This is a genomic window from Thalassolituus marinus (assembly GCF_020320395.1).
Taxonomy (GTDB): Bacteria; Pseudomonadota; Gammaproteobacteria; order Pseudomonadales; family Oceanobacteraceae; genus Venatoribacter; species Venatoribacter marinus.
In genome coordinates this window covers 72,086-94,482 of record NZ_JAEDAH010000058.1, presented here as the reverse complement: position 1 = coordinate 94,482, position 22,397 = coordinate 72,086, and the positions used below count along the sequence as shown (strand labels likewise).

Sequence of the window (22,397 nt, the reverse complement as noted above, 5' to 3'; positions counted from 1 at the left end):
CACCTACTCTGAATCTTGACGAGTGTTATTAAGTAAAGACAGTTTCTGTCGTTTTTGCCGTATTTTTACCGTGACAACACCGGCTTTAATGGCCAGAACCTGAGCGCCATCAATTTTGTCGCCTACCCGCACCAACTGATTGTTAATCACCGCAACGGCATCCGTTGGCGATACACGAATCTGCTGCAGCGTCAGCACAGGTAACGGCTGCGACTCCTGCACCGTATTGGTCATCCAGTCCGGGGGACGCGTCGGATCTGCCGCGAGAGCGACCACGGACCAGGCCAGACACACTGGAAACAGAATTTTAGTGACCACCCAGTACCTCCGGCTGCCTGCTCAGGGCTGACACTTCGATGGTCAGCTGTGCGCGAGGATAATTAGTTACCCGGTATTGCAGAGATTCCCAGCCGATAGCCCATGGTGATTGATCCAGTTGCTGCAGATATTTCACCAGCGCCGGATAGGTTGCCGTCATAGTCAGACGCAGGCCGTGGCGATAAAGATCGACATCGGCAAAGCCTTCACCCAGATTGACCTTCTCTGCCGGCAAGGCAAGCAGCGAGGTTGGTCGCAACTGTGGATTCTGCTGCAGAACACTGGCCAGTAATGTCGTCATTTCCGATGGAGGAATGAGGGCTTTTGTTAGTTGAGAAATACGGTCATCCAGCAGCTGCTGCTGTGCTTCGGTACGCTGCAGTTCATCGCGCAACGGCTGATTAGGATCCACCACCGTTTGCGTGCGCAATGCGGCCAGTTTCTGCTGCAGCGTGGCGTTTTCGGCCTGCGCCTCATCGCTACGGCTGTAGGCCGCAGAGAACTGCTCCCACACAGGCCAGATAATCAGCGACAACATGATAAATGCCAGCAGAACGTTGAGCGTTGCCAGTGTCAGCTTCTGTTCCCGCGACGATAACGACTGATAGATAAGAATCAGCTTCTGTGCCTGTGGGTGACGCCACCAGTATTGCCAGTTTTTCATTGTTTCACCCCGCCCATGACCAGCGGACTGTCCAGCGCCGGGGCACGGGTATCCAGATAAAACTGCAGATGCTGATTTTCTTCACTGACATCAACCTGACGGAATGCCCGTCCCTGAAACGCCGGTTGAGCGGTCAGTGCTTCAATGTAAGGTGACAGCTGACGCGCTTCCTTGACGAAACCACGCAGCTCAATATTGTGACCGCCATCCAGTAACGAGAATGCCGACAGCCAGACACCTTCACTTTCCGCCTGACCCAGCTGCGTAACCAGCGCGGTGAATGACGTCCTCTGCGACTGACCTTCACGACTGAGATACGCCAGTACGCGCTGACTGTTTTGCAGGTGGTCCTGAGCGGCCTTCAGTTGCTGCTCCAGTTGAGGATCAACCACTAACGGCGGCAGGCGCTGCATTTCTTCGGCGATCAGCTGCTGCAGCCGGAGACGTTCCTGCTGTTCAGAGGTCAGAACGGACTCCTGCCACACCCGCCCCACCAGCAGCAGCAGCGCGCAGGCGGAAAGCGCTGCAAACGTAAGCACCAGACCTGTCAGCAGGAAGCGAATATCCTCCGGCATTTTCGGTGGTCGGAAGTCGTCGGTGAAAAAGTTAACCCGCTGCTTAAGCTGCCAGCTCATCAGGCAACCTCCCGCTGAGCAGTCAGTGCATTAGCCAGAGCCAGTGCCAGTGATGCCGTCATTTCAACCGTCTGCATTTCACTGTGATAACGGCTGGGATTCAGCAGGCGTACCGGCGTATTCACACTGGTTTCCAGTTGCGGCAGTGCGTCACTGACGTCCATACCATCGGGTGCCAGGACCCATATTTCAGACACGACACCCATGCCAATCTGGCTGTCGAAGTAATCCAGCGAGCGTTGAATTTCCAGTGCCAGCGCATCCACCTGTGAATCGGTACTCAGCGATAGCTCGCCTTCTGCTGCCTCTTGCACGCACAAAGCGGCCGCACCGATATTCAGGCGGCGGGAGAGATACATAGCGCCTTCGCGCAGCAGGTAGATCATGCCTTCGCTATCGTCCAGACGCAGCACACCCACGGCACTCTCCGGCTCAAACTCGGCAACCAGACTGAGAACACTCATTTCGGGGATGGTAATGGTCTTCAGTTGCAGCTGCTGGTGACGACACCAGCTGACCAGCTGCTTGACGATGGTGCGCTCGACCACCGCGGCGAATACCATATCCATGCGACCACGGTAGGCATCCTGCGGTAAGCGGAATGGCTGCAACATGACGTCGGCCGCATCTGCAGTCATCAGATCGCGCATACGAAAACGCAGTGCATCCGCAAGTTCGGCATCCGCCACCGGCGGGGCCTCAACCAGATGCAGCTGATAGTCGAGTTCATCCAGTGAAATCACGACCGGCACGGCCGTGATCTGATGAGCCTGCAGCCATTGCTCAAGCCCGGCGAGTCCGTTGTCTTCCGGTTGTGGCCGGTAGGTCTGCACGACCTCGCCGTTACAGACGAGAACAGCATAAGGCTTGCCCTTGTGCAGTTCGATACCAAGACAATGCTGCTGCGCCGAAGCCTGTTGCTTACGTTGAAAGAGCCAGCCCATGGCACCTCTCTCATAAATGGTTATAAGAAAAAGTGTAGACCATGATTCTGGCGTATGATGACCAATCCGGACGGCGCCGCAAAAATCGTTATAATGGCGCTTTCTTCGCCATTTCAGTGATCAGATGTTCAATATTGTTTTGTTCGAACCCGAGATTCCGCCAAACACAGGCAACATCATCCGCCTGTGCGCCAATACAGGCTGTCAGCTGCACCTGATTGAGCCTCTCGGTTTCAACATGGAAGAGAAGGCCCTGCGCCGGGCCGGGCTGGATTACGCCGAGTGGGCGGATATTCGCATCCATAAGAACATCGATGCGTTTCTGGCCAGTGAACAGCCAAAGCGCCTGTTTGCACTGACCACCAAAGGCAGCGTCACCCACTCAGATGTGAACTTTGAAGCCGGCGACTACCTGATGTTCGGCCCGGAAACCCGCGGCCTGCCGGAAACCGTACGGTTGATGATTCCACAGCAGCAATGGCTGCGCCTGCCCATGCTGCCGCACTCGCGCAGTATGAATCTGTCCAATGCCGTGGCGGTGATGGTGTATGAAGCCTGGCGCCAGCTAGGCTATGACGGCGGCGCCTGAACGCAGACCATAAAAAAAGGAGCCAGGGGCCACTGCTGTCCCACAGTTTTAAAACTATCTGTTTTCTATAAACGACTTTTAAATCCGCAATGCCTTCTGCCTCCCAGGGGAACTTATCCCCTGGCCGGCAGGGCGACCCCAGCTTTTCGCTTCTGGAGCGTTACCCTCATTCTCTCGATTTTTCAGGCCACGCGCCCATGCGACATCCCTGTCGCCGTCCGCTCGCCGGGCATCCATGCCCTGCGGACCGGAAAAATCATCGTTCATTTCGGCACTCCAGGATGCGAAAGAATGGCTTCCTCTATGCTGCTTTTTACTACAACGCGATCTCTGAATTTCAGTCAGAGACATGACATTCAGATTCTGTGTGACGTTTGAAATAAGGCGGTGAGGTTAACTAACACAGCGCCTCTGGGCTCGCCGCAGAAAGCGTAGATATTTCCGATCTGCCCGAAGGGACTCGGGCAAGCGGCCCCGGCCATGGATGGCCGATGGGGCGCGAGGTCAGGAAATATCGAGGTTTCAAGGGTAAACGAGCCAGGACAGCGCGAAGCGGGGAGATAGCCCGTCCGGCGAGAGGGGGAAGGCCCCTCTATGAGGACAAGGGGCCTGGAATATCTAGCAAAAGTTCAAATAAAAATTTGTGGGACAGCAGTGAGCCAGGGGCTCCTTTTTTATGGCGGGAAACAACTCAGTGAGTGGTTTCTTCGCTGGTCTCAGCCGCTGCTGTCTGCTGAGCTTCCTGTGCCAGCTTCTGCTGGTACAGAGCATCAAAGTTGATTGGTGCCAGCATCAGCGCCGGGAAGCCACCTTTAACAACCATGCTGTCGATGCTTTCGCGCAGGTATGGGAACAGGATATTCGGGCACATAGCACCCAGCATTGGCTTCATCTGAGCTTCCGGAATGTTTGCCATGGTGAACAGACCAGCCTGAACCAGTTCAACCAGGAATGCGGTTTCGTCAGCATTGGTCGCGGTGACTGTTACTTTTACAAACACTTCGTAGTGGTTGTCATCCAGTTTGCGTGCACCACTGTTCAGATCCAGCTTAACTTCTGGTTTCCACTCTTTGGTGAATGCCTGTGGCGAGTTCGGCGCTTCAAACGACGCGTCTTTGATGTAAATACGCTGCAGCGCGAACTGAGGTTGTTGATTATCGGCCATTCTACGTGTCCTTCAATATTGGGTGGGGTGATCAGCTGCGGATCACCGGCAGGTTCTGGTTATTCCATTCCATCATGCCACCAGCCAGACGAACGGCATTGAAGCCTTTCTCGCGCAGCATCTTACCTGCAACGCTGACGGTCTGACCGGTTTTACATACCAGAATGATCGGACGGGATTTGTAGGTATCCAGTTCGCCCATACGGTTGGCCAGGTTGGCGTAAGGAATATTGACAGCATTGGCCAGATGGCCGGCGCTGAAGTCTTTCTTATCGCGGATATCCAGAACAACAGCATTTTCTTTGTTGATCATCAGAGTAGCCTGAGAGGCTGACACTGACTGGCCACTGCGGCGGCTGTTATCCCACATCAGAGCGCCCAGAAACGCGCCCCAGATACCAACCAGCCACCAGTGATTGCCTACGAATTCAAACAGACGATCCATAACTTCCCGGGTTCAGCAGAAATAAAAGAAGGCCGGAGTATAACGCCACCCCGGTCAGGGAACCACCGCCCGGCGCAAAAGGTCAGTTAAAACCTGATCTGGCAGCGAACGGAGTGGCCGATGTATGGTTTTTACCCGCAACTATCGCCCTGTGAGTAAAAATCAATCAGCAAAGTCCCTGCCAGAGGCGACGAAAGTAGCCGAAAACAGGTACAATGGCCGACTCAAGGTAACAATATTCTGAGTTCGTTTTGATGAAATCGCGTCCTGTACCTACTGCACTGATCATTCTGGATGGCTGGGGCTATCGTGAAGAAACCGATAACAACGCCATTGCCAACGCTAATACCCCGACCTGGGACCGTCTGCTGAACGAGTTTCCGAACGTTCTGATCAAGACCTCCGGCGAAGCCGTTGGCCTGCCAGATGGCCAGATGGGTAATTCTGAAGTAGGCCATATGAACCTCGGTGCTGGCCGCATCGTTTATCAGAACTTCACCCGCATCAACAAAACCATCAAAGATGGTGAGCTGGCGAACAACGCAGCCCTGGTCAATGCCATTGATGCAGCCGTTGCCAAAGGCGGTGCGGTTCATTTCACCGGCCTGCTGTCGCCGGGCGGCGTACACAGCCATGAAGATCACCTGATCGCTCTGCTGGAGATGGCCAAAGCCCGCGGCGCAGAACGCGTTTACGTGCACGCCATTCTTGATGGTCGCGATATGCCACCACGCTCTGCAGCACCATCAATCAAACTGATCGAGGACAAATTCGCTGAGCTGGGCAACGGTCAGATTGCCACCGTCATCGGTCGTTTCTTCTCCATGGATCGCGACAACCGCTGGGACCGTGTCCAGGCAGGCTACGATGCCATGACTCTGGCAAAAGGCGAGTTCACCGCCGACAGCGCCAGCAATGCACTGGCTGCTGCCTACGAGCGCGATGAAAACGATGAATTCGTTAAAGCAACCGTGATTGACGGCGCTGATGGCCGCATTCAGGACAACGACAGCATTATTTTCTTTAACTTCCGCCCTGACCGTGCGCGCGAACTGACCCGTGCCTTTACCGAAGGCGATGATTTCAAAGGCTTCGAGCGTGCAGCACGTCCGGCACTGTCCGACTTCGTGATGCTCACCGAATACGCCGCCGACATCAAAGCTAACTGCGCTTTCCCACCGGAAACCCTGAGCAATGGCATCGGTGAGTACGTATCCAACCTCGGACTGAAACAGCTGCGTATCGCCGAAACTGAAAAATACGCTCACGTGACCTTCTTCTTCTCCGGTGGTCGCGAAGCAGAATACGACGGTGAAACCCGTATTCTGGTGAAGTCTCCCGACGTTGCGACCTATGACATGCAGCCGGAAATGAGTGCACCGGAAGTGACCGACAAACTGGTTGCAGCGATTAAGAACCGCGAATACGACCTGATTGTGTGTAACTTCGCCAACGGCGACATGGTTGGCCACACCGGCGTATACGATGCTGCGGTTAAAGCCGCTGAATGTATCGACACCTGCCTGCAGCGCGTTACTGATGCCCTGCTGGAAGTCGGTGGCGAATGTCTGATCACCGCCGACCACGGCAACGCCGAGCAGATGCTGGACGACAATGGCCAGGCCATGACTCAGCACACCACAGGTCCGGTGAAACTGATCTACGTTCACGACCGCGAAGGTGCTGTGGGCCTGAAAGAAGGCCGCCTGTGCGACGTATCCCCAACCCTGCTGGGCATGATGGGTATTGAACAGCCTGCTGAAATGAGCGGCGAATGTCTGGTGAGCTACGACGACTGATCATGAAAGCATGGCTGCTGGGCGGGCTGATGCTCGCCAGCCTGGCGCTGCCGGTACAGGCAGATGACGAGGCGGATCTGGATAAACTGAAGGCTGAAATTCAACGCCTGGAGCAATGGCTGCACCAGGCGAAGGATGAGTTCAGCCAGTTGAATGACGCTCTGCGTAAATCCGATGAGGAAATCGCCGAGCTGACAAAACAGATCAACAGCACCCGCGATCAGCTGGCGGAGGAAAAAGACCGCCTAAAAAAGCTCAGACAGGAGCAGGGACAGCTCCGCGAATTACAGACTAAGCATCGCACACATCTGGCCGAACAGCTGCGCGGTGCTCAGCGTCTGGGTAATCAGGGGCCGGTAAAACTGCTGCTGAACCAGGACGACCCGCAACAGGCGCAGCGCATGCTGCGCTACTACGACTATTTCAATAGCGCTCGCATTGAACATATCCAGCAGATTATTGCGGAACTGACCCGCCTTGATCAGGTTGCCGAGTTGATCGTGCAGCAGGAACAGGCACTGCAGCATACCGAACAGAAACTACTGGCGGCCAACCGCAACCTGGCAAAGCGTAAGCAGGAGCAGCAAGCCCTGCTGGCCAAACTGTCCGGTGAAATGCAGAACAGCCAGAAACGTCTGGTGCAGAAACAGGCCGATCGTAAGCGCCTGGAGTCGCTGGTCAGCGAAGTTCAGACCCTGTTGATCAACAGTCCACGCCGCAACGATGCCCGCCCGATTACAGCATTAAAAGGCAAACTGCCACGCCCTCTGAATGGCCGTATCTCTCACGCGTTTGGCAGCCGCCAGGCAGATGGTCCGTCGCGCTGGGAAGGCTGGATGATCCGGGCGGATGAAGGAGAACCAGTCCATGCCGTTCATCATGGCCGCATCGTCTATTCCGACTGGCTGCGTGGCTTTGGTTTACTCAGCATCATCGACCATGGCCAGGGCTATCTGACACTGTATGCTCACAACCAGACATTGCAGCGCGCAGTGGGTTCGTGGGTGAATCAGGGCGATATTATTGCCACCGCAGGTCGCAGTGGAGGCCTGAGCGATAGCGGTCTTTACTTTGAAATTCGCTATAAAGGTCAGCCACAGGATCCTGCGGTGTGGCTGAAACGGTGACTTTTGTGCCATTCTTAGCAGCAATCGTCTCTGGCTCTGATAATAAGTAAGGTTAAGTTACGCATGCTCAACACAGCCAAACGCCTGATCCTGCCACTGATTACTGCCAGTGCATTAATCGCCTTACCGTCTTTCGCCGACGAAGCCAGCGGCAGCAAAGACCCGCTCAATGGCCAGCTGCCATTGCAGGAGCTACGGAATTTCACCGAAATTTTCGAGCGCATCCGCACGTCCTACGTCGAGGAAATCGACGATACCACGCTGCTGCAGTACGCCATCGACGGCATGCTGACCTCCCTCGACCCGCACTCCGCTTATCTGCAACCGGAAGATTTTTCTGATCTGCAGGAAAACACCACGGGTAAGTTTGGTGGACTGGGTATTGAAGTCGGTCAGCAGGATGGTCTGATTCTGGTGGTAACCCCGATCGATGAAACACCAGCGCAGAAGGCTGGTATCAAAGCCGGTGATCTGATCGTCAGCCTGGATGGTGAAGCCGTCATGGGGATGAGCCTGAATGACGCCGTGGAAAGAATGCGCGGTGAACCGGGTACTGACATTACTCTGGAAGTCCGCCGTAAAAACGAAAAAGAACTGCTGACCTTTACCCTGACCCGGGCCGAGATCAAAGTCGCCAGTGTACGCACCGAGAAAATGAACGGCGATATTGGCTACGTACGTATTACTCAGTTCCAGGAAAATACCGGCGGCGAGCTGGCACAAGCCATCGAAGACTGGCAGAGCCAGGGCAAACTGAACGGCGTTATTCTCGACCTGCGTAACAACCCGGGCGGTGTGCTGGATGCCGCCGTTGAAGTGGTCGACAGCTTTATCAGTCAGGGCCTGATCGTGTACACCAAAGGCCGCAACCCGAATGCCGAACTGAGCTACTCAGCCACTCAGCACACACCGGCAGGCAGCATCCCGACAGTCGTACTGATTAACGGCGGCTCCGCCTCTGCCTCGGAAATTGTTGCCGGAGCACTGCAGGACCATCAGCGGGCCGTGATTGTTGGTACCCAGTCGTTTGGTAAAGGCTCAGTGCAAAGTGTGCTGCCGATTACCGAAGACCGCGCAGTAAAACTGACCACGGCGCGCTACTTCACCCCCAATGGCCGCTCGATTCAGGCACAGGGTATCCGTCCGGATATCTGGGTCGAACAGAGTGAAGTAAAGTCCTCCGAGCAGCGCTTTTACAAGGAAGCCGATTTACCCGGCCACCTGAGTAATCCGACCGATGCTGAAGAAGTAACCGAAGGCAGCGAAAAAGCACCGGAAATTGTTTCTGAATTGCTCAAACGCGACTTCCAGCTGTATGAAGCCCACACCCTGTTGCGTGGCGTGTCGATTCTCAGCCCGCGCCCGGAGTCCTGACCGACTGTGATTCTGCGTGCGTTCATCTGCCTGCTGGCACTGCTACCGGCAGGCTCTCTGCTGGCACAGCCAGCTCAGCTGCTACTGATCATTGACGATATTGGCTATAACCGCGCTCTGGGTGAGCGCGCTCTGGCGCTGCCGGCGCCGGTAAATCTCGCCTTTCTGCCACACACCCCCTTCTCAGCCCGACTGGCACAGCAAGCCTGGCAGGACGGTCACGGCATCATGCTGCACGCGCCGATGGAAAATGATCAGGGTACCAATCTGGGCCCGGGCGCTATGCTGGCCACCATGGATCAGCAAACGCTGCAGGCCACACTGAAAGAAAATCTCAGCGCCATTCCCCATGTACAAGGGCTGAACAATCATACCGGTAGCCTGCTGACTCAGAATGCGGACGCCATGAGCTGGGTTATGGAGGTCGCACGCGAGCAAAAACTGTTTTTTATCGACAGCCTGACGAGCCCTGCCAGTGTCGCCTTACAGCAAGCCGAAGCGCTGGGTATTCCTACCCTCGCCCGCGATGTATTTCTCGACAACGATACCAGTGCCGGAGCCCTGAAAAAGCAATATGAACATGCGCTGACACTGGCGAGGCGTCGCGGCTATGCGGTGCTGATTGGCCATCCTTATGCACAGACTCTGGAATTTCTGGAGCAGGAGCTGCCTGCTCTGGCGCAACAGAACATCGAACTGAAACGGGTAGACCACTTTTTTCAGCAGCGTTTGTGGTCAGTGATGACCAGCGTACAACCTGCCCCATCGCGCTATCTGCTCAATCTCAGCCAGCCACAGGCGGCACCGCGCTGAGCTGACATTCCTGTCGGCTCCGGACAATACTTGTACCATCGTTCCGATTTGAGTAATCTGGCACCTGTACCGGAGGGATATCTAATGATAACAATGCTCACCCGAACCACTCTGGCAGCGCTGACCTTACTGACAGCCATCGGCGCCCAGGCCACCGACGACTATACCCAGGAGCTGTACGATATTTACTGTACAGCCTGCCATGCCGTGTCTGCATCCGGCGCGCCTCAGGCCTTCACCAGCGAGTGGGAAGACCGCCTGGATAAAGGCATTAACACCCTGGTAACCCATGCCATCAATGGCATCGGCAATATGCCGCCGATGGGTACCTGCGCTGAGTGCAGCGAAGAAGACCTGAAAAACATCATTCTTTACATGGCGCAGGAGCAGTAAGCGTGAAAATTGATCGAGTACGAATGAATCGTCGTGGTCTGCTGAAAGCGGCCGGCGCCAGCCTGATTGCAGCAGGTACTACCACATCGGTTGGCTGCAGCGACAGTGTTAAACCCCAGGCAGAACCTGGCATCATCGGTAAGGATGGCAAGCGCGTACTGCCATGGAGCAACTGGTCCGGTAACCAGAGCTGCCAGCCGAGCGAGCGTCTGATTCCTAAAAACGTCGATGAACTGCTGGCGATCCTGAAGTCCGGCAATCAGAACATCCGTTGTGTGGGCTCCAGCCACAGCTTCAGTGCTCTGGTACCAACCAATCAGACTCTGCTGTCCCTGGCTCGTCTGCGCGGTATCGAGAATGTCGACAGCGCTGCGATGGAAGCCGATGTCTGGGCTGGCACACGTCTGGCTCAGGTCAGTAAAGGCCTGTGGCAGCATGGCATGTCACCGATTAACATGCCTGATATTGATACTCAGGCGTTTGCCGGCGCTCTGGCGACCTCAACGCACGGTACCGGCAAAGACCTCGGCACCTTATCCAGCCAGGTTATCAGCCTGCAGATGGCTGATGCCCGTGGCAAGCTGCTTGAGTGCAGCCCGACCATGAACAGCGATCTGTTCAACGCCGCACGTAATAACCTCGGAGCTCTGGGTGTTGTCACTAAAGCACGTATCAAAACCGAGCAAGCGTACTATCTGAAAGAACACAGCTGGATGATGTCCGAAGAGGAAGGTCTGGCCCGCTGTGAAGAGCTGCGTGACAAGCACCGTCACTACGAAATGTACGCACTACCGCATGGCGACTACATGCTCGGTATCGCCATCGATAAAATTGATCCGGCGGATATTCCGGATGAGCCTCCGATTGAAAGCGGCGACGCTTATGAAGCCTTCCGCATGCTGGCCAACCTGATCGATTACATGCCGTTCCTGCGCAGCTGGCTGGTTAATTTTGGCGCCAGTGGCGTTGAGCCGGAAACCCGCTACGGCAAGGCTTATGAGATTTTTGGCAACCTGCGCGATATCCGTTTCAACGAAATGGAATACACCGTACCGGCCGAAGTGGGACCCCAGTGTCTGGCTGAAATTCTGCACACTATTAAAAAGCAGAAGATTCCTGTGATCTTCCCGATTGAGGCGCGCTACATCAAGGGCGACGACGTATGGCTGAGTCCTTTCTATAAACGCGATGGTTTTTCAATCTCATGTCATAACTTCCATGACAAGGACTATAAAAAGTACTTCGCAGCGATTGAGCCAATCTTCTGGAAATACGATGGACGTCCGCACTGGGGCAAGATTCACACGCTGGCTGCGCCTGAATTTGCAGCACGCTACGAGCGCTTTAATGACTTCGTCAAACTGCGCCGCGAACTTGATCCAGACGGTCGTTTCCTCAATGACCACCTGCGAAAAGCTCTGGGCGTTGTCTGAGGCATTGTCGCCAGCACACTCAGCGCCTACACTGGGCCATCATTTATGCACAGTCCCATACGGGGCTGTGCGCTAAGGACCCGAACAACGCACCATGATGTCTGCCCGATTCTCACTGCGCCCCTGGTTGGCGATCTGCTTACTTGTTCTCAGCATGGTCGCCAGTGGTGATGACGGACAATCTGCACCGCGGATGGTGACATCGACCGTTGAACCCTGGGGTATCTTCGATGGCCCCGACCGTGCACGTGGCATTCTGGTGGACTTTCAGCGAGCCCTGTTTGAACGCGCAGGTCTGCCACTGCGCAATACCATGCAACCCTACCCTCGGGTAATCAAAAGCATTGCTTCAGGAGAAGCTGATCTGGCGGTGATGTTTGTCAGCCCGCAATCGGCTGCCATTGCTCATTCACTTGGCAAGGTAGTGGATGAACGTATCGTGATCGTGACCCGCGCCGAATATCCACAGGTTAAAACGCTGGACGACTTTAACGACCATCAGGTAGGCCATATCCGCGGTTCACGCTACGGTGCAGCGTTCGATCAGCATGCCGGCATTGTTCGCGTACCGGTAACCAACGTCGAGCAGGGTCTGCGCATGCTGTTGTCGGGGCGTATCGACGCCATGACCAGCACCGAACACTCGCTGCTGTACGCCATGTACATTAACGGCATCGACAGCCAGAAAATTCGCGTCGCGATTCCTCTGTTCTCTGCTCAGGGGACCTCTATGTCGCCCGGGATAAAATCAACGAACCCTGGGTGGCACCGCTGAAAAGCGCTCTGAAAAGTATGACGGAAGATGGCAGTCTGTTACCGGCGCTGTATAACCACGCCTACTGGCCGTATAACAGCTTTTGTTTTGCTGGCGGGCAGTGTCTGGGACCCACCAAACAAACGCCGTAAGTTAACGGCGGCTTTTACGGATTACATCGTACGCGGTCTGAATTTCCTGGGTTTTTTCCTTCGCCAGTTTCATCATTTCTTCCGGCAGACCTTTCGCCACCAGTTTATCCGGGTGGTGCTGGCTCATCAGCTTACGGTAGGCTTTCTTCAGCTCGTCATCACTGGCATCGGCAGATACCCCAAGAACCGCGTAGGCGTTACGTACATCACTACCTGAGCTGCGCGCACCACTGTGCTGACGCTTTCCGCCCCCAGCCATCGCAGCCTGTACACGACCGTTAATCCATTCAAACTGAAATGCTGAAATGCCCAACTGGCGACAGAGCTTATCGAACAGACGACGTTCTTCCAGCGACAAACGTCCATCGGCATATGCAACCGACAACTGAATTTCCAGAAACATCTGCGCCAGCGCAGTGCGTTGTACAAACAGATTATTCAGCTGGCTCAGATCACGACTAAGATCCAGCTCCGGGTCTTTGCCCTCGGTGAAATATTTAATCGCCAGCTGTCGCTGAGCACCGCTCAGCCCCATCTGATCCATAATAAAACTGGCAGCATCAATTTCTTCTTCGCTGACACGGCCATCGGCTTTGGCCATGCGTCCCATGACACGAAACGTAGCGCGGAAAAATACCTGCTGAACCTGCCCCTGTTTCACCGGGCCGCTATCGTTGTCCTGCCCCAGCAGCATTTTACCCAGAGCCTGATCGAGCAAGTGACCAGCAAAAGCGCCCACCAGCAAACCAAACGGACCACCGCTGGCAAACCCCAGAAATGCACCGACGATTTTACCCATCCAGATTTTCATAACAGCGACTGCTCCAGCAACTGCAAACGTTGTGGGGTACCGACATCCACCCACTGAGCCTGCATACGACTTCCTGTCACACGTTGCTGATCCATCGCCTGCCGTAAAAGCGGTGCCAGAGGATAAGCGCCAGCCGGGCAGCTGTGCAGCAGCGCCGGCGCAATGATGCTCATGCCGCTGAACGTCAGCCGTGGCGAGTCGTCAGCCAGCGTGACCGGATTCAGCACAAGACCATCACGCAGCACAAAATCGCCATGCGGATTGTGGTCCGGGTTATCCACCAGCCACAGATGAGCAAGGTTGTCTGCGAGGGTTATGTCCAGCGCAGCGCGGTAATCCCAGTCGCTCCAGACATCACCGTTCACCAGTAAAAACGGCTTATCGCCCAGCAATGGCAAGGCGTTAACAATGCCGCCGGCGGTTTCCAGCGCTTCAGCTTCGGCCGAGTAGCGAATACTGACGCCCCACTGGCTGCCATCCCCCAGAGCTTCTTCAAGCATATGGCCCAGGTAGGCGTGATTAATCACCAGCTCAGTGAAACCTGCCGCCGCCAGTTTCTCGATGTGGTGCACGATCAGCGGTTTACCCGCCAGCGGAATCAGGGGTTTCGGCATGTGGTCGGTCAAAGGCGCCATACGGGTACCGCGACCGGCGGCGAGAATCATGGCTTTCATTCGGCGCTGCTGTCCCGCTCCCCGTCAGCGGCTGCCGGCAAACGTTGCAGCAACGGCATAAAGACTTCCTGCAGCCATTGATGGAAGGCTGACAGCTGTGGATAAGCAGCGCTCACATCCAGCAGATAACGGCAGGTATTGGGGATATCGTTCAGATAGCCACTCTTACCGTCACGCAGATTCAGACGAGCAAAAATGCCTGCCGCTTTCAGGTGGCGCTGCAGCCCCATAAAGTCGAAATCCTGCTGGAATTGCTGCCAGTCACCCAGGTAAATACCCAGCGGGCGGGCTTTTTCCCAGTAGTAGGCGGCCAGCTCTTCAACCAGTGACGCTGGCCAGCGCACGTAGCAGTCACGCAACAAAGACACCAGATCGTAGGTTGCAGCACCGGCGACCGCGTCCTGAAAATCGATCACGCCAATGGAGCCATCGGCTTTCAGCATCAGGTTACGCGAATGATAGTCGCGATGAACCGCCACCACCGGCTGTGCCAGGGCATTCTTGCGCAGCAATTCAAAGGTCGAGCCGAGCATCTGCTTTTCTGCATCAGACAGAGTGTGCTGCAGCTGCTTTTCACACAACCAGTCACTGAACAGCGCCATCTCGGTATCGAGCAGGGTTGCGTCATAGGCAGGCAGGTCGGCCGGTGGCAACGTCTGAATATGCAGCAGCTGATCGATGGCTTGTTCGTATAATGCTGTTACGTCGCGGACGCTGATGTCATCAGCATGCAACGCTGGCCATAGCAACTGATCGCCGAAGTCCTCCAGCAGCATAAAACCCTGGTCAAAATCATGGGCGATCACTTTTGGTACCGCGACGTCATGGTCGCGCCAGGCACGGGCAATTCTGACGAAACGCGGGTTGTCTTCTTTATCCGCCGGAGCATCAACAGCAATCCAGCTCAGATTACGATAATGAAGACGGAAGTAACGGCGAAAGCTGGCGTCGCCTGATACCATAGTCACTTCCGGAGTAATGTCGTCGTTGGCTTGCTGGCGAATGGTTGCCGCTGCCCACTGCGCGAGATCTTCCCGCCGCTGATCCATGCTGGCCTCTCAGGGTTAGTCGTTCTAGAATTGGGCGCCTTTGTGGAACCCGATGTTCAGGGAACCTGCTGGTTGTTCGCAGACTCCATTAGTGCGGATTGCTAAGATAACACACTCGATTTGGATAGGCGCTACAGCCGCACATGATTCGTATTCGACCTCATAATGTCCGTAAAGCTCCCGCACGTCAGTCAATCGGGCTGCGTACCCTGCTGTCCGTTGTCGCAGCGGTGGGCTTTATACCGACAGCCGGCGCCGCCAGCACTGCCCACCTGAGCTGGTACCCCAGAGATCTGCTGACAGACGAGGAACAGGACGCCCTTCCTGACTTCTGTCATGGCAATTACCGCGTTGCCGAGATTGAGCCGATCGAAGGTCAGCAGATCGAAGTTGAAGCCGACCAGTCTCTGGTCTCTAAATCCGGCGACACCCAGCTGCAGGGCGATGTGGTAATGCGTCAGGCGGATCGCCAGGTCAACGCCGACACTGCTTACTGGTACCAGCAGCGTGGTTTTGCTGAATTCCGCGGCAACGTGACGCTGCAGAGCCCGGAAGTGACTCTGCACGGTGACAGCGCCGACTTCGATCAGACCGGCGGCCAGCTGACGTTCCGTCAGGCTGAGTATTCCGTACCGCAGCGCCATTTCCGTGGCAGCGCTGCCAGCATTGATTCCAGTGACGAAGGCAGGATCGATCTCGCCGATGCCACTTTCACCTTCTGTGAACCCGGCCACAACGACTGGGATCTGAAAGCCAGTGAACTGCATCTCGATCAGGAAGCCGGTATCGGTTCTGCCTGGCACGCACGCCTGCGAGTGAAAGAAGTGCCGGTAATGTACGTGCCATATTACCGTTTCCCGATCGGCGACCAGCGCATGACCGGCTTCCTCGATCCAAGCTTCTCGCTGAACGGGATGGGCCAGGCTGAAGATGTACAGATTCCGTTTTACTGGAATATCGCCGCCAATGCCGACGCGACGCTGATCGCACACCACATTCTCGACCGCGGTCTGCTGTGGGAGAGCCAGTTCCGTCACAAAACCGCATTACTCGGCGATGGCGAACTGAATTATGGCTATCTTGCCGACGATGAAACCGAAGGCGAGGAACGCTGGCTGATTAACTATCAGCAGGACGGCAAGCTCGGTGCAGGCTGGAGTCACAGCTGGGTGTATAACCACATCAGTGACAACGACTACCTCAGTGATATGAACCCGCAGGCTGCAGTGGACCGCACAACCCATCTGCCGCGCCGGGGCCAGATTCAGTGGAATGGTGGCCACTGGTACTTTGATGTTATCGGCGAGAGTTTCCAGACCATCGATGACACTATTGCCCTGAGCAGCCGCCCCTACCGTCGCCTGCCGCAAATGAATCTGACTTTCAGCCAATCGGTGATCAACGACTGGCAGTTCAGTCAGAAGCTGCAGGTCACCCGTTTTAACCGCGATTCAGAAGCCACCATTGCTGACAACAAGCAGGTACTGAGCGGTTTCTCCGCGTTAAATGGCGACCGCCTGCTGTCAGACAGCAGCGTGGCCTACCCGTTCGAATGGCCTTTTGGCTTCCTTACCCCCAAGATTGAGTATCGCTACCGTGCTTACCAGCTGACCGATGACGACGATACCCTCAGTGACGAAGTCGATCTCGATGTCAGCCATGGTACAGGCAAATACAGTGTCGACGGCGGCCTGTATTTCGACCGCGAGTTCAGCTGGTTCGGTAACGACTACCAGCAAACGCTCGAGCCACGGGTTTTCTGGGTCAGGAGTCCCTACCTGAAAGATCAGAATCTGATTCCGAACTTCGACAGTGCCAGAACCACGGTAACCTATGCCAGCCTGTTTACCGGCGACCGTTTTACCGGTGGTGACCGGCTTGCCGATCTTGATCAGGTCAGTACCGGCCTGACAACGCGCTTTATCCGCGGCGATGGTCTGGAGCAGTTTCGCGCCAGTATCGGTCGTATCTGGTACAACGAAGACCGTCTGGTACAACTGACGGGCACCAGTCTGCCGGAAGCGGACACTCAATCCATCTCCAGTACCCTGGGTGAAGTCGAATTCAACCCGGATCTGAACTGGTCTCTGTACCACACCATTGAGTGGGACGAATACAAAGACTTCGCCCGCCAGCGTCGCTATGGTGTGCGCTATGAAAGCACTGACAACCGCTTCCTCAATCTGGCCACCAATACGGTACAAAGCTGGAACAGCGGAACGGAAAAAGTGGTCACAACCACGCGTCAGATTGATGCTGGTTTTTTCTGGTCACTGAATGATCGCTGGGCTGTGGTGGGGCGTCAGCTACGCGATATGCTTTCCTACGACAGCGATGAAAAACGTCCGGTAAGTCCGGTACTGGAATCGCTGGCAGGATTCGAATATCAGAACTGCTGCTGGCGGGTACAATTGCTGTACCGTGAGACATCACCGAAAGACACATCAGCAGACGCAGAATTCACCACCGATAAACGCTACGGCTTTATGCTCAGCATACAGCTGAAAGGATTAAGTACCTTCGGCAGTGGCACCGACGACGTGATCAACGAAGGCATTACAGGTTATTCAAGACGGCAGTATCATGACTATTAAATCGTTTTTCCTCGGCGCCATGATGGCCGCCGCGAGCTTCACTACCCAGGCCGCCCCGCAACTGATTGATCAGGTGGTGGCAGTGGTAGACGACGACATCATTATGGCCAGCGAGCTGGATGCCCGTATGCAGTTGCTTCGCCAGCAGAGCGCGGGACAGGCCATGCCGGACAACGCCACTCTGCGCGATCAGGTGCTGGAACGTATGATTCTGGAAAGCATTCAGCTGCAGATGGCCGACCGTGGCGGCATCCGCATTACCGATGCGCAGCTGAATGATGCCCTTGGCCGCATTGCCGCCCAGAACAATATGAATCTGGCCCAGTTCCGCCAGACGATGGAAGCCGAAGGGGTTTCCTTTGCTCAGGCCCGTGATCAGATTGCGAATGAAATGCGCATCTCCCGCGTGCAGCGTTTTCAGGTGGGTGAACGTATTCAGATTACCGATCAGGATGTGGACTACTTCCTCGCTTCTGAGCTGGGGAAAATGGCCTCAGCAGCAGAATACAACCTCGGCCATATTCTGATTGCAGTGCCGTCTGATGCCAGCCCGGGCGACCTGCAGAAAGCGGCGAAAAAAGCTGACGATATCGTAGCCCGACTGCGAAACGGAGACGATTTCCGCAAAATGGCTATGGCCGAATCCAGCGGTCGTACAGCGCTCAACGGCGGTGAACTGGGCTGGCGTAAGGAAGCTCAGCTGCCGGGCATCTTTGCTCCTGTGGTACCAGCGCTGAAAGTCGGTGGCGTATCCGACCCGATCAAAAGCCCGAGCGGCTACCATATCGTGAAACTGCTGGAAAAACGTGGCGGCAACACCCAGATGGTCACGCAGACCAAAACCCGCCATATCCTGATCCGTACCAACGAACTGCGGGACGATGCTGCGGCAGAAGCACTGATCAATGACCTCTATCAGCGCGTTCAGGCCGGTGGTGACTTTACCGCACTGGCCAAAGAATTCAGTGATGATCCTGGCAGCGGCGCCAGCGGTGGCGACCTCGGTTGGGTAAACCCGGGCGATATGGTGCCGGAATTCGACAGCACCATGGCAGATACCGCAGCCGGTGGTATCAGTGCGCCGTTCCGTTCACAGTTCGGCTGGCACATTCTGCAGGTCGAAGAGCGCCGGGAAACGGATATTGGTGCTGAAAACCAGCGCAATCAGGTACGTAATCTCCTGTACAGCCGCCGCTTCGAGGAAGAGCTGCCAATCTGGCTGCGTAAAGTACGTTCTGAAGCCTACGTCGACATCAAGGAACGTCCATGACCATTCGCCTTGCCATTACCGCAGGCGAACCAGCGGGTATTGGCCCGGACCTGTGCATTCAGATTGCGCAGCAGGCCCATGATTGCGAACTGGTGGTCATTGCCGATCCACAGCTGATTGAGCAGCGCGCCGCCGAGCTGGAGCTGAACATCACTGTACGCCTGTTTGATGACACCCAGCCCGCACAGGCTTCCACTGCTGGTGAAATCTGTGTTTGCCCGGTAACACTGGCCGCCAGCGTCAGCACGGGCAAGCTTAACGTCGAGAACAGCCACTATGTGCTGGAAACCCTGCGCGTTGCCGTGCAGGGCGCGCTGGATATGCGCTGGGCCGGTATTGTCACCGCTCCTGTGCATAAGGGCATTATCAACGATGCCGGCATCAGCTTCAGTGGACATACCGAATACTTCCGCGATTACTGCGGCGTAACCGAAGTGGTCATGATGCTGGCTACCAGCGATCTGCGCGTAGCCCTGGTAACCACTCACCTGCCGCTGCGTGACGTCGCCGATGCCATTACCCGTGAGCGTCTGCACCGTGTTACCCGCATTCTGAATAACGATTTAAAAACCTTCTTTGGTGTTGCCGAGCCGCATATTCTGGTTGCTGGTCTCAATCCGCACGCTGGCGAAGATGGTCATCTGGGCCGCGAAGAGCTGGACACCATCAGTCCGGCGCTGGATGAACTGCGCGCCGAGGGCATGAAACTGACCGGCCCGCTTCCTGCTGACACCCTATACACACCCAAGCACCTGCAAGGTGCTGATGCCACGCTGGCCATGTACCACGATCAGGGATTACCGGTACTGAAATTCCACGGCTTCGGCCGGGCAGCTAACATTACTCTGGGACTTCCTGTTATCCGCACTTCGGTCGACCACGGCACTGCCCTGGATCTGGCTGGTACCGGCAAAGCCGACAGTGGCAGCCTGTTAACCGCCATCGAAGTGGCACTGCAAATGGCAGCTAATCATGTCTGATACCAACAAACACATCCCCAAAGCCCACGGTCACCGTGCGCGTAAACGCTTTGGTCAGAACTTTTTGCACGACTCCCACGTCATCGACAAAATCGTTCGTTCCATCAACCCGAAACACAGTGATTGCCTGGTCGAGATCGGCCCGGGTATGGGTGCTCTGACCGAGCCACTGCTGGAAGCCTGCGGCAAACTGGATGTGGTAGAGCTCGACCGCGATCTGATTCCGATTTTGCGCACCAAGTTTTTCAACTATCCGGAATTCACCATCCACGAAGGCGATGCGCTGAAGTTCGACTTCAACACCATCCTCAAGCCGGGTCAGCAGCTGCGTATTGTCGGCAACCTGCCGTACAACATTTCAACACCGCTGATTTTCCACTTCCTCGCCCACCACACTATCGTGCAGGACATGCACTTTATGCTGCAGAAGGAAGTGGTTGAGCGTCTGGCCGCCGGCCCGGGCACCTCAGATTACGGTCGTCTGGGCATCATGGCGCAGTACTACTGCAAGGTAGAGCCGCTGTTTATTGTTGGTCCGGGTTCATTTAACCCGCCACCGAAAGTGGATTCAGCCATTGTTCGTATGCGTCCGTATGATGAACTGCCTTACCCTGCGAAAGACGTCAAAATCCTCGAACGCGTGGTACGGGAAGCCTTCAGCATGCGCCGTAAAACCTTGCGCAATACACTGAAAAATCTCATCAGTACCGAACAGCTGGAAGCCATTGGCATTGACACCAGCCTGCGTCCGGAACGCCTGACGCTGCAGGAATATGTACGCATCGCTGATGCCGTGGCCGACCTGCCAGCACCGACAAGCGGAGAAGAATAAATGAGCGATGCGCTGAACCAGAGTTTTGTGGTCACCGTTGAGACCGAGTATCTCGACCAGCAATCGGTGCCGGAAGATCAGCGCTATGTCTTCGCTTACCACATCAGCATCCGTAACAACGGCGATCAGGCAGCCACCCTCCGCACCCGCCACTGGTTTATTACCGACGGCAACAACGAAGTGCAGGAAGTAAAGGGGGAAGGCGTGGTCGGAGAACAGCCGACCATTGAGCCCGGTGAAACCTATCGTTACTCGTCAGGCACCGTGATGTCGACTCATGTTGGCAGTATGCGCGGCTACTACGTTATGCAGGCCGATGACGGCCAGTTGTTTCATGCCAGCATTCCGGTATTCACACTGGCCACTCCGAACGCTCTTAACTGATTCTGACGACTCGACGAAAAGATAACCAGATGGCAATATACGCAATTGGCGATATACAAGGCTGTTTCGAAGCGCTGCAGCGTCTGCTGCAGAAAGTGTCGTTTGATGCGACGCAGGATCAACTGTGGCTGGCCGGTGATCTGGTCAACCGCGGCCCGCAGTCCCTTGAAGTACTGCGCTTTGTAAAAGACCTCGGACATCATGCCAAAGTGGTTCTGGGCAACCATGATCTGCATCTGCTGGCCATTCACTACGGTGGTCAGTCAGTGCGCCATCATGACACCCTGACGCCCATTCTCAGTGCGCCGGACCGCGACGAGTTGCTCGACTGGCTGCGTTTTCAGCCGCTGGTTCAGCTCGATGAAGGTATTAACTGGTGCATGAGCCATGCCGGCATTCCGCCGCGCTGGAGTGTGCGCAAGGCCAGACGACTGGCGCAGGAAGTGGAAGCCGTACTGCAAAGCCCGCAGTGCGCCGATTTTTTCCGCGCTATGTATGGCAACCTGCCAGACCGCTGGCAGAAAGGACTGACAGGTCAGGACAGGTTACGCACCATCGTCAATTACCTGACCCGCATGCGCTTTGTCGGCGACGAGCAACAGCTCGACCTGACCAGCAAGGAAGGGGTTGGCACCGCACCTGAAGGCTTTATGCCCTGGTTTGAGGTGGCTGGTCGTAAAGCCTGCAACAATCGCCTGCTGTTCGGCCACTGGGCCGCGCTGGAAGGCAAGGTAACAACAGACAACGTCTACGCTCTGGACACCGGTTGTGTCTGGGGTGGACAACTGTCGGCATTGCGACTGGACGACCAGCAATGGTTCCGGGTGCCGGCACAACCTGAGGAGACAGAACAATGAGCGGATTTCAGCGCATTACCGCTGGTGATGCCAAAGCCCTGATGGAAGCCGGCAAAATCAATATTGCCGATATTCGTGATGCCATGAGCTTTGGTGCAGGCCACATCAGTGGTGCAGCCCGTGTTGATAACGACAATCTGGCAGAATTTCTGTCAGGTTGCGACAAAGCCGATCCACTGCTGGTGTGTTGTTATCACGGCAATTCCAGTCAGGGAGCGGCACAATTCTTTGCCGGTCAGGGCTATGAAAAAGTTTACAGCCTCGATGGCGGTTATGAATTGTGGAAACTGGCGTTTCCCGATCTGACCGAACGCTGATACCGACAAGGCCCGCTACTGCGG

The 22,397-nt window shown here is 55.6% G+C and carries 24 protein-coding genes; 15 read left to right on the top strand and 9 right to left on the bottom strand.

The window, feature by feature from the left end; genetic code table 11:
• Nucleotides 1-3: 3 nt before the first annotated feature.
• The 4 genes from I9W95_RS11640 to I9W95_RS11625 are packed head-to-tail and all read right to left on the bottom strand — an operon-like array spanning nucleotide 4 to nucleotide 2,561.
• The gene (locus tag I9W95_RS11640) at nucleotides 4-318 is read right to left on the bottom strand and encodes a hypothetical protein (RefSeq protein ID WP_225675038.1); all 315 of its coding nucleotides are present in this window, start codon (nucleotides 316-318) and stop codon (nucleotides 4-6) included.
• Nucleotides 308-982 (bottom strand): type II secretion system protein GspM, encoded by a 675-nt coding sequence (locus tag I9W95_RS11635; protein WP_225675036.1) that lies wholly within the window; start codon nucleotides 980-982, stop codon nucleotides 308-310. The genes I9W95_RS11640 and I9W95_RS11635 overlap by 11 nt, the downstream gene beginning before the upstream one ends.
• Nucleotides 979-1,617 (bottom strand): hypothetical protein, encoded by a 639-nt coding sequence (locus I9W95_RS11630; RefSeq protein WP_225675034.1) that lies wholly within the window; start codon nucleotides 1,615-1,617, stop codon nucleotides 979-981. The genes I9W95_RS11635 and I9W95_RS11630 overlap by 4 nt, the downstream gene beginning before the upstream one ends.
• The gene (locus I9W95_RS11625) at nucleotides 1,617-2,561 is read right to left on the bottom strand and encodes a hypothetical protein (RefSeq protein WP_225675032.1); all 945 of its coding nucleotides are present in this window, start codon (nucleotides 2,559-2,561) and stop codon (nucleotides 1,617-1,619) included. The genes I9W95_RS11630 and I9W95_RS11625 overlap by 1 nt, the downstream gene beginning before the upstream one ends.
• Before the next feature lie 124 nt (nucleotides 2,562-2,685).
• Between I9W95_RS11625 and trmL the strand changes: the two genes are divergently transcribed.
• Nucleotides 2,686-3,150, top strand: coding sequence for a tRNA (uridine(34)/cytosine(34)/5-carboxymethylaminomethyluridine(34)-2'-O)-methyltransferase TrmL (trmL, locus tag I9W95_RS11620; protein ID WP_225675030.1), 465 nt, complete (start codon nucleotides 2,686-2,688; stop codon nucleotides 3,148-3,150).
• Nucleotides 3,151-3,841: 691 nt separating this feature from the next.
• Here the strand turns inward: trmL and secB are convergent.
• Both secB and I9W95_RS11610 read right to left on the bottom strand, forming a co-directional pair.
• On the bottom strand, nucleotides 3,842-4,315 hold the full coding sequence (secB, locus tag I9W95_RS11615; RefSeq protein WP_225675028.1) for a protein-export chaperone SecB: 474 nt from the start codon (nucleotides 4,313-4,315) through the stop codon (nucleotides 3,842-3,844).
• Nucleotides 4,316-4,346: 31 nt separating this feature from the next.
• Complete coding sequence (locus tag I9W95_RS11610) at nucleotides 4,347-4,760, bottom strand: rhodanese-like domain-containing protein (RefSeq protein ID WP_225675026.1); 414 nt, start codon at nucleotides 4,758-4,760, stop codon at nucleotides 4,347-4,349.
• Between the two features lie 254 nt (nucleotides 4,761-5,014).
• Between I9W95_RS11610 and gpmI the strand changes: the two genes are divergently transcribed.
• The 7 genes from gpmI to I9W95_RS11575 all read left to right on the top strand — a co-directional run bounded on the left by gpmI (nucleotide 5,015) and on the right by I9W95_RS11575 (nucleotide 12,474).
• Nucleotides 5,015-6,559 (top strand): 2,3-bisphosphoglycerate-independent phosphoglycerate mutase, encoded by a 1,545-nt coding sequence (gpmI, locus tag I9W95_RS11605; RefSeq protein ID WP_225675024.1) that lies wholly within the window; start codon nucleotides 5,015-5,017, stop codon nucleotides 6,557-6,559.
• Entirely contained in the window at nucleotides 6,535-7,686 is a 1,152-nt protein-coding gene (locus I9W95_RS11600; RefSeq protein WP_225675023.1) for a murein hydrolase activator EnvC family protein, read from the top strand. Before gpmI ends, I9W95_RS11600 begins: the two co-directional genes overlap by 25 nt.
• Nucleotides 7,687-7,749: 63 nt before the next feature.
• Nucleotides 7,750-9,060: a S41 family peptidase gene (locus I9W95_RS11595; RefSeq protein ID WP_225675021.1), complete on the top strand. Its 1,311-nt coding sequence runs from the start codon at nucleotides 7,750-7,752 to the stop codon at nucleotides 9,058-9,060.
• Between the two features lie 6 nt (nucleotides 9,061-9,066).
• On the top strand, nucleotides 9,067-9,873 hold the full coding sequence (locus I9W95_RS11590; protein ID WP_225675019.1) for a divergent polysaccharide deacetylase family protein: 807 nt from the start codon (nucleotides 9,067-9,069) through the stop codon (nucleotides 9,871-9,873).
• Between the two features lie 84 nt (nucleotides 9,874-9,957).
• Nucleotides 9,958-10,266 carry a c-type cytochrome gene (locus I9W95_RS11585; RefSeq protein WP_225675017.1) on the top strand — a complete coding sequence of 103 codons (309 nt, stop codon included), beginning with the start codon at nucleotides 9,958-9,960 and terminating at the stop codon, nucleotides 10,264-10,266.
• A gap of 2 nt (nucleotides 10,267-10,268) precedes the next feature.
• Complete coding sequence (locus I9W95_RS11580) at nucleotides 10,269-11,699, top strand: D-arabinono-1,4-lactone oxidase (RefSeq protein ID WP_225675016.1); 1,431 nt, start codon at nucleotides 10,269-10,271, stop codon at nucleotides 11,697-11,699.
• A 94-nt stretch (nucleotides 11,700-11,793) separates the two neighbouring features.
• On the top strand, nucleotides 11,794-12,474 hold the full coding sequence (locus tag I9W95_RS11575) for a substrate-binding periplasmic protein (RefSeq protein WP_225675013.1): 681 nt from the start codon (nucleotides 11,794-11,796) through the stop codon (nucleotides 12,472-12,474).
• 132 nt (nucleotides 12,475-12,606) lie between these two features.
• On the opposite strand, the gene djlA is transcribed toward I9W95_RS11575, so the two are convergent.
• From djlA to I9W95_RS11560, 3 genes are read right to left on the bottom strand one after another with little or no spacing between them, the layout of a single operon-like run.
• Nucleotides 12,607-13,416 (bottom strand): co-chaperone DjlA, encoded by an 810-nt coding sequence (gene djlA, locus I9W95_RS11570; RefSeq protein WP_225675011.1) that lies wholly within the window; start codon nucleotides 13,414-13,416, stop codon nucleotides 12,607-12,609.
• Entirely contained in the window at nucleotides 13,413-14,090 is a 678-nt protein-coding gene (gene murU / locus I9W95_RS11565; protein WP_225675009.1) for an N-acetylmuramate alpha-1-phosphate uridylyltransferase MurU, read from the bottom strand. Before murU ends, djlA begins: the two co-directional genes overlap by 4 nt.
• Entirely contained in the window at nucleotides 14,087-15,139 is a 1,053-nt protein-coding gene (locus I9W95_RS11560) for an aminoglycoside phosphotransferase family protein (RefSeq protein WP_225675007.1), read from the bottom strand. The genes murU and I9W95_RS11560 overlap by 4 nt, the downstream gene beginning before the upstream one ends.
• 143 nt (nucleotides 15,140-15,282) lie before the next feature.
• On the opposite strand from I9W95_RS11560, the gene I9W95_RS11555 reads away from it, so the two are divergent.
• Genes I9W95_RS11555 through glpE form a run of 7 tightly spaced genes read left to right on the top strand, consistent with a single transcriptional unit; the run spans nucleotide 15,283 to nucleotide 22,373 of the window.
• Nucleotides 15,283-17,733 (top strand): LPS-assembly protein LptD, encoded by a 2,451-nt coding sequence (locus I9W95_RS11555; RefSeq protein WP_225675005.1) that lies wholly within the window; start codon nucleotides 15,283-15,285, stop codon nucleotides 17,731-17,733.
• Nucleotides 17,723-19,003, top strand: a complete 1,281-nt coding sequence (locus tag I9W95_RS11550; protein ID WP_225675004.1) for a peptidylprolyl isomerase — start codon at nucleotides 17,723-17,725, stop codon at nucleotides 19,001-19,003. Before I9W95_RS11555 ends, I9W95_RS11550 begins: the two co-directional genes overlap by 11 nt.
• Nucleotides 19,000-19,983 (top strand): 4-hydroxythreonine-4-phosphate dehydrogenase PdxA, encoded by a 984-nt coding sequence (gene pdxA / locus I9W95_RS11545; protein WP_225675002.1) that lies wholly within the window; start codon nucleotides 19,000-19,002, stop codon nucleotides 19,981-19,983. Before I9W95_RS11550 ends, pdxA begins: the two co-directional genes overlap by 4 nt.
• Nucleotides 19,976-20,815 (top strand): 16S rRNA (adenine(1518)-N(6)/adenine(1519)-N(6))-dimethyltransferase RsmA, encoded by an 840-nt coding sequence (rsmA, locus tag I9W95_RS11540; RefSeq protein WP_225675000.1) that lies wholly within the window; start codon nucleotides 19,976-19,978, stop codon nucleotides 20,813-20,815. Before pdxA ends, rsmA begins: the two co-directional genes overlap by 8 nt.
• Nucleotides 20,816-21,199 (top strand): Co2+/Mg2+ efflux protein ApaG, encoded by a 384-nt coding sequence (apaG, locus tag I9W95_RS11535; RefSeq protein WP_225674998.1) that lies wholly within the window; start codon nucleotides 20,816-20,818, stop codon nucleotides 21,197-21,199.
• Nucleotides 21,200-21,228: 29 nt separating this feature from the next.
• On the top strand, nucleotides 21,229-22,056 hold the full coding sequence (locus tag I9W95_RS11530; RefSeq protein ID WP_225674996.1) for a symmetrical bis(5'-nucleosyl)-tetraphosphatase: 828 nt from the start codon (nucleotides 21,229-21,231) through the stop codon (nucleotides 22,054-22,056).
• Nucleotides 22,053-22,373, top strand: coding sequence for a thiosulfate sulfurtransferase GlpE (gene glpE / locus I9W95_RS11525; protein ID WP_225674994.1), 321 nt, complete (start codon nucleotides 22,053-22,055; stop codon nucleotides 22,371-22,373). The genes I9W95_RS11530 and glpE overlap by 4 nt, the downstream gene beginning before the upstream one ends.
• Nucleotides 22,374-22,397 lie beyond the last annotated feature (24 nt).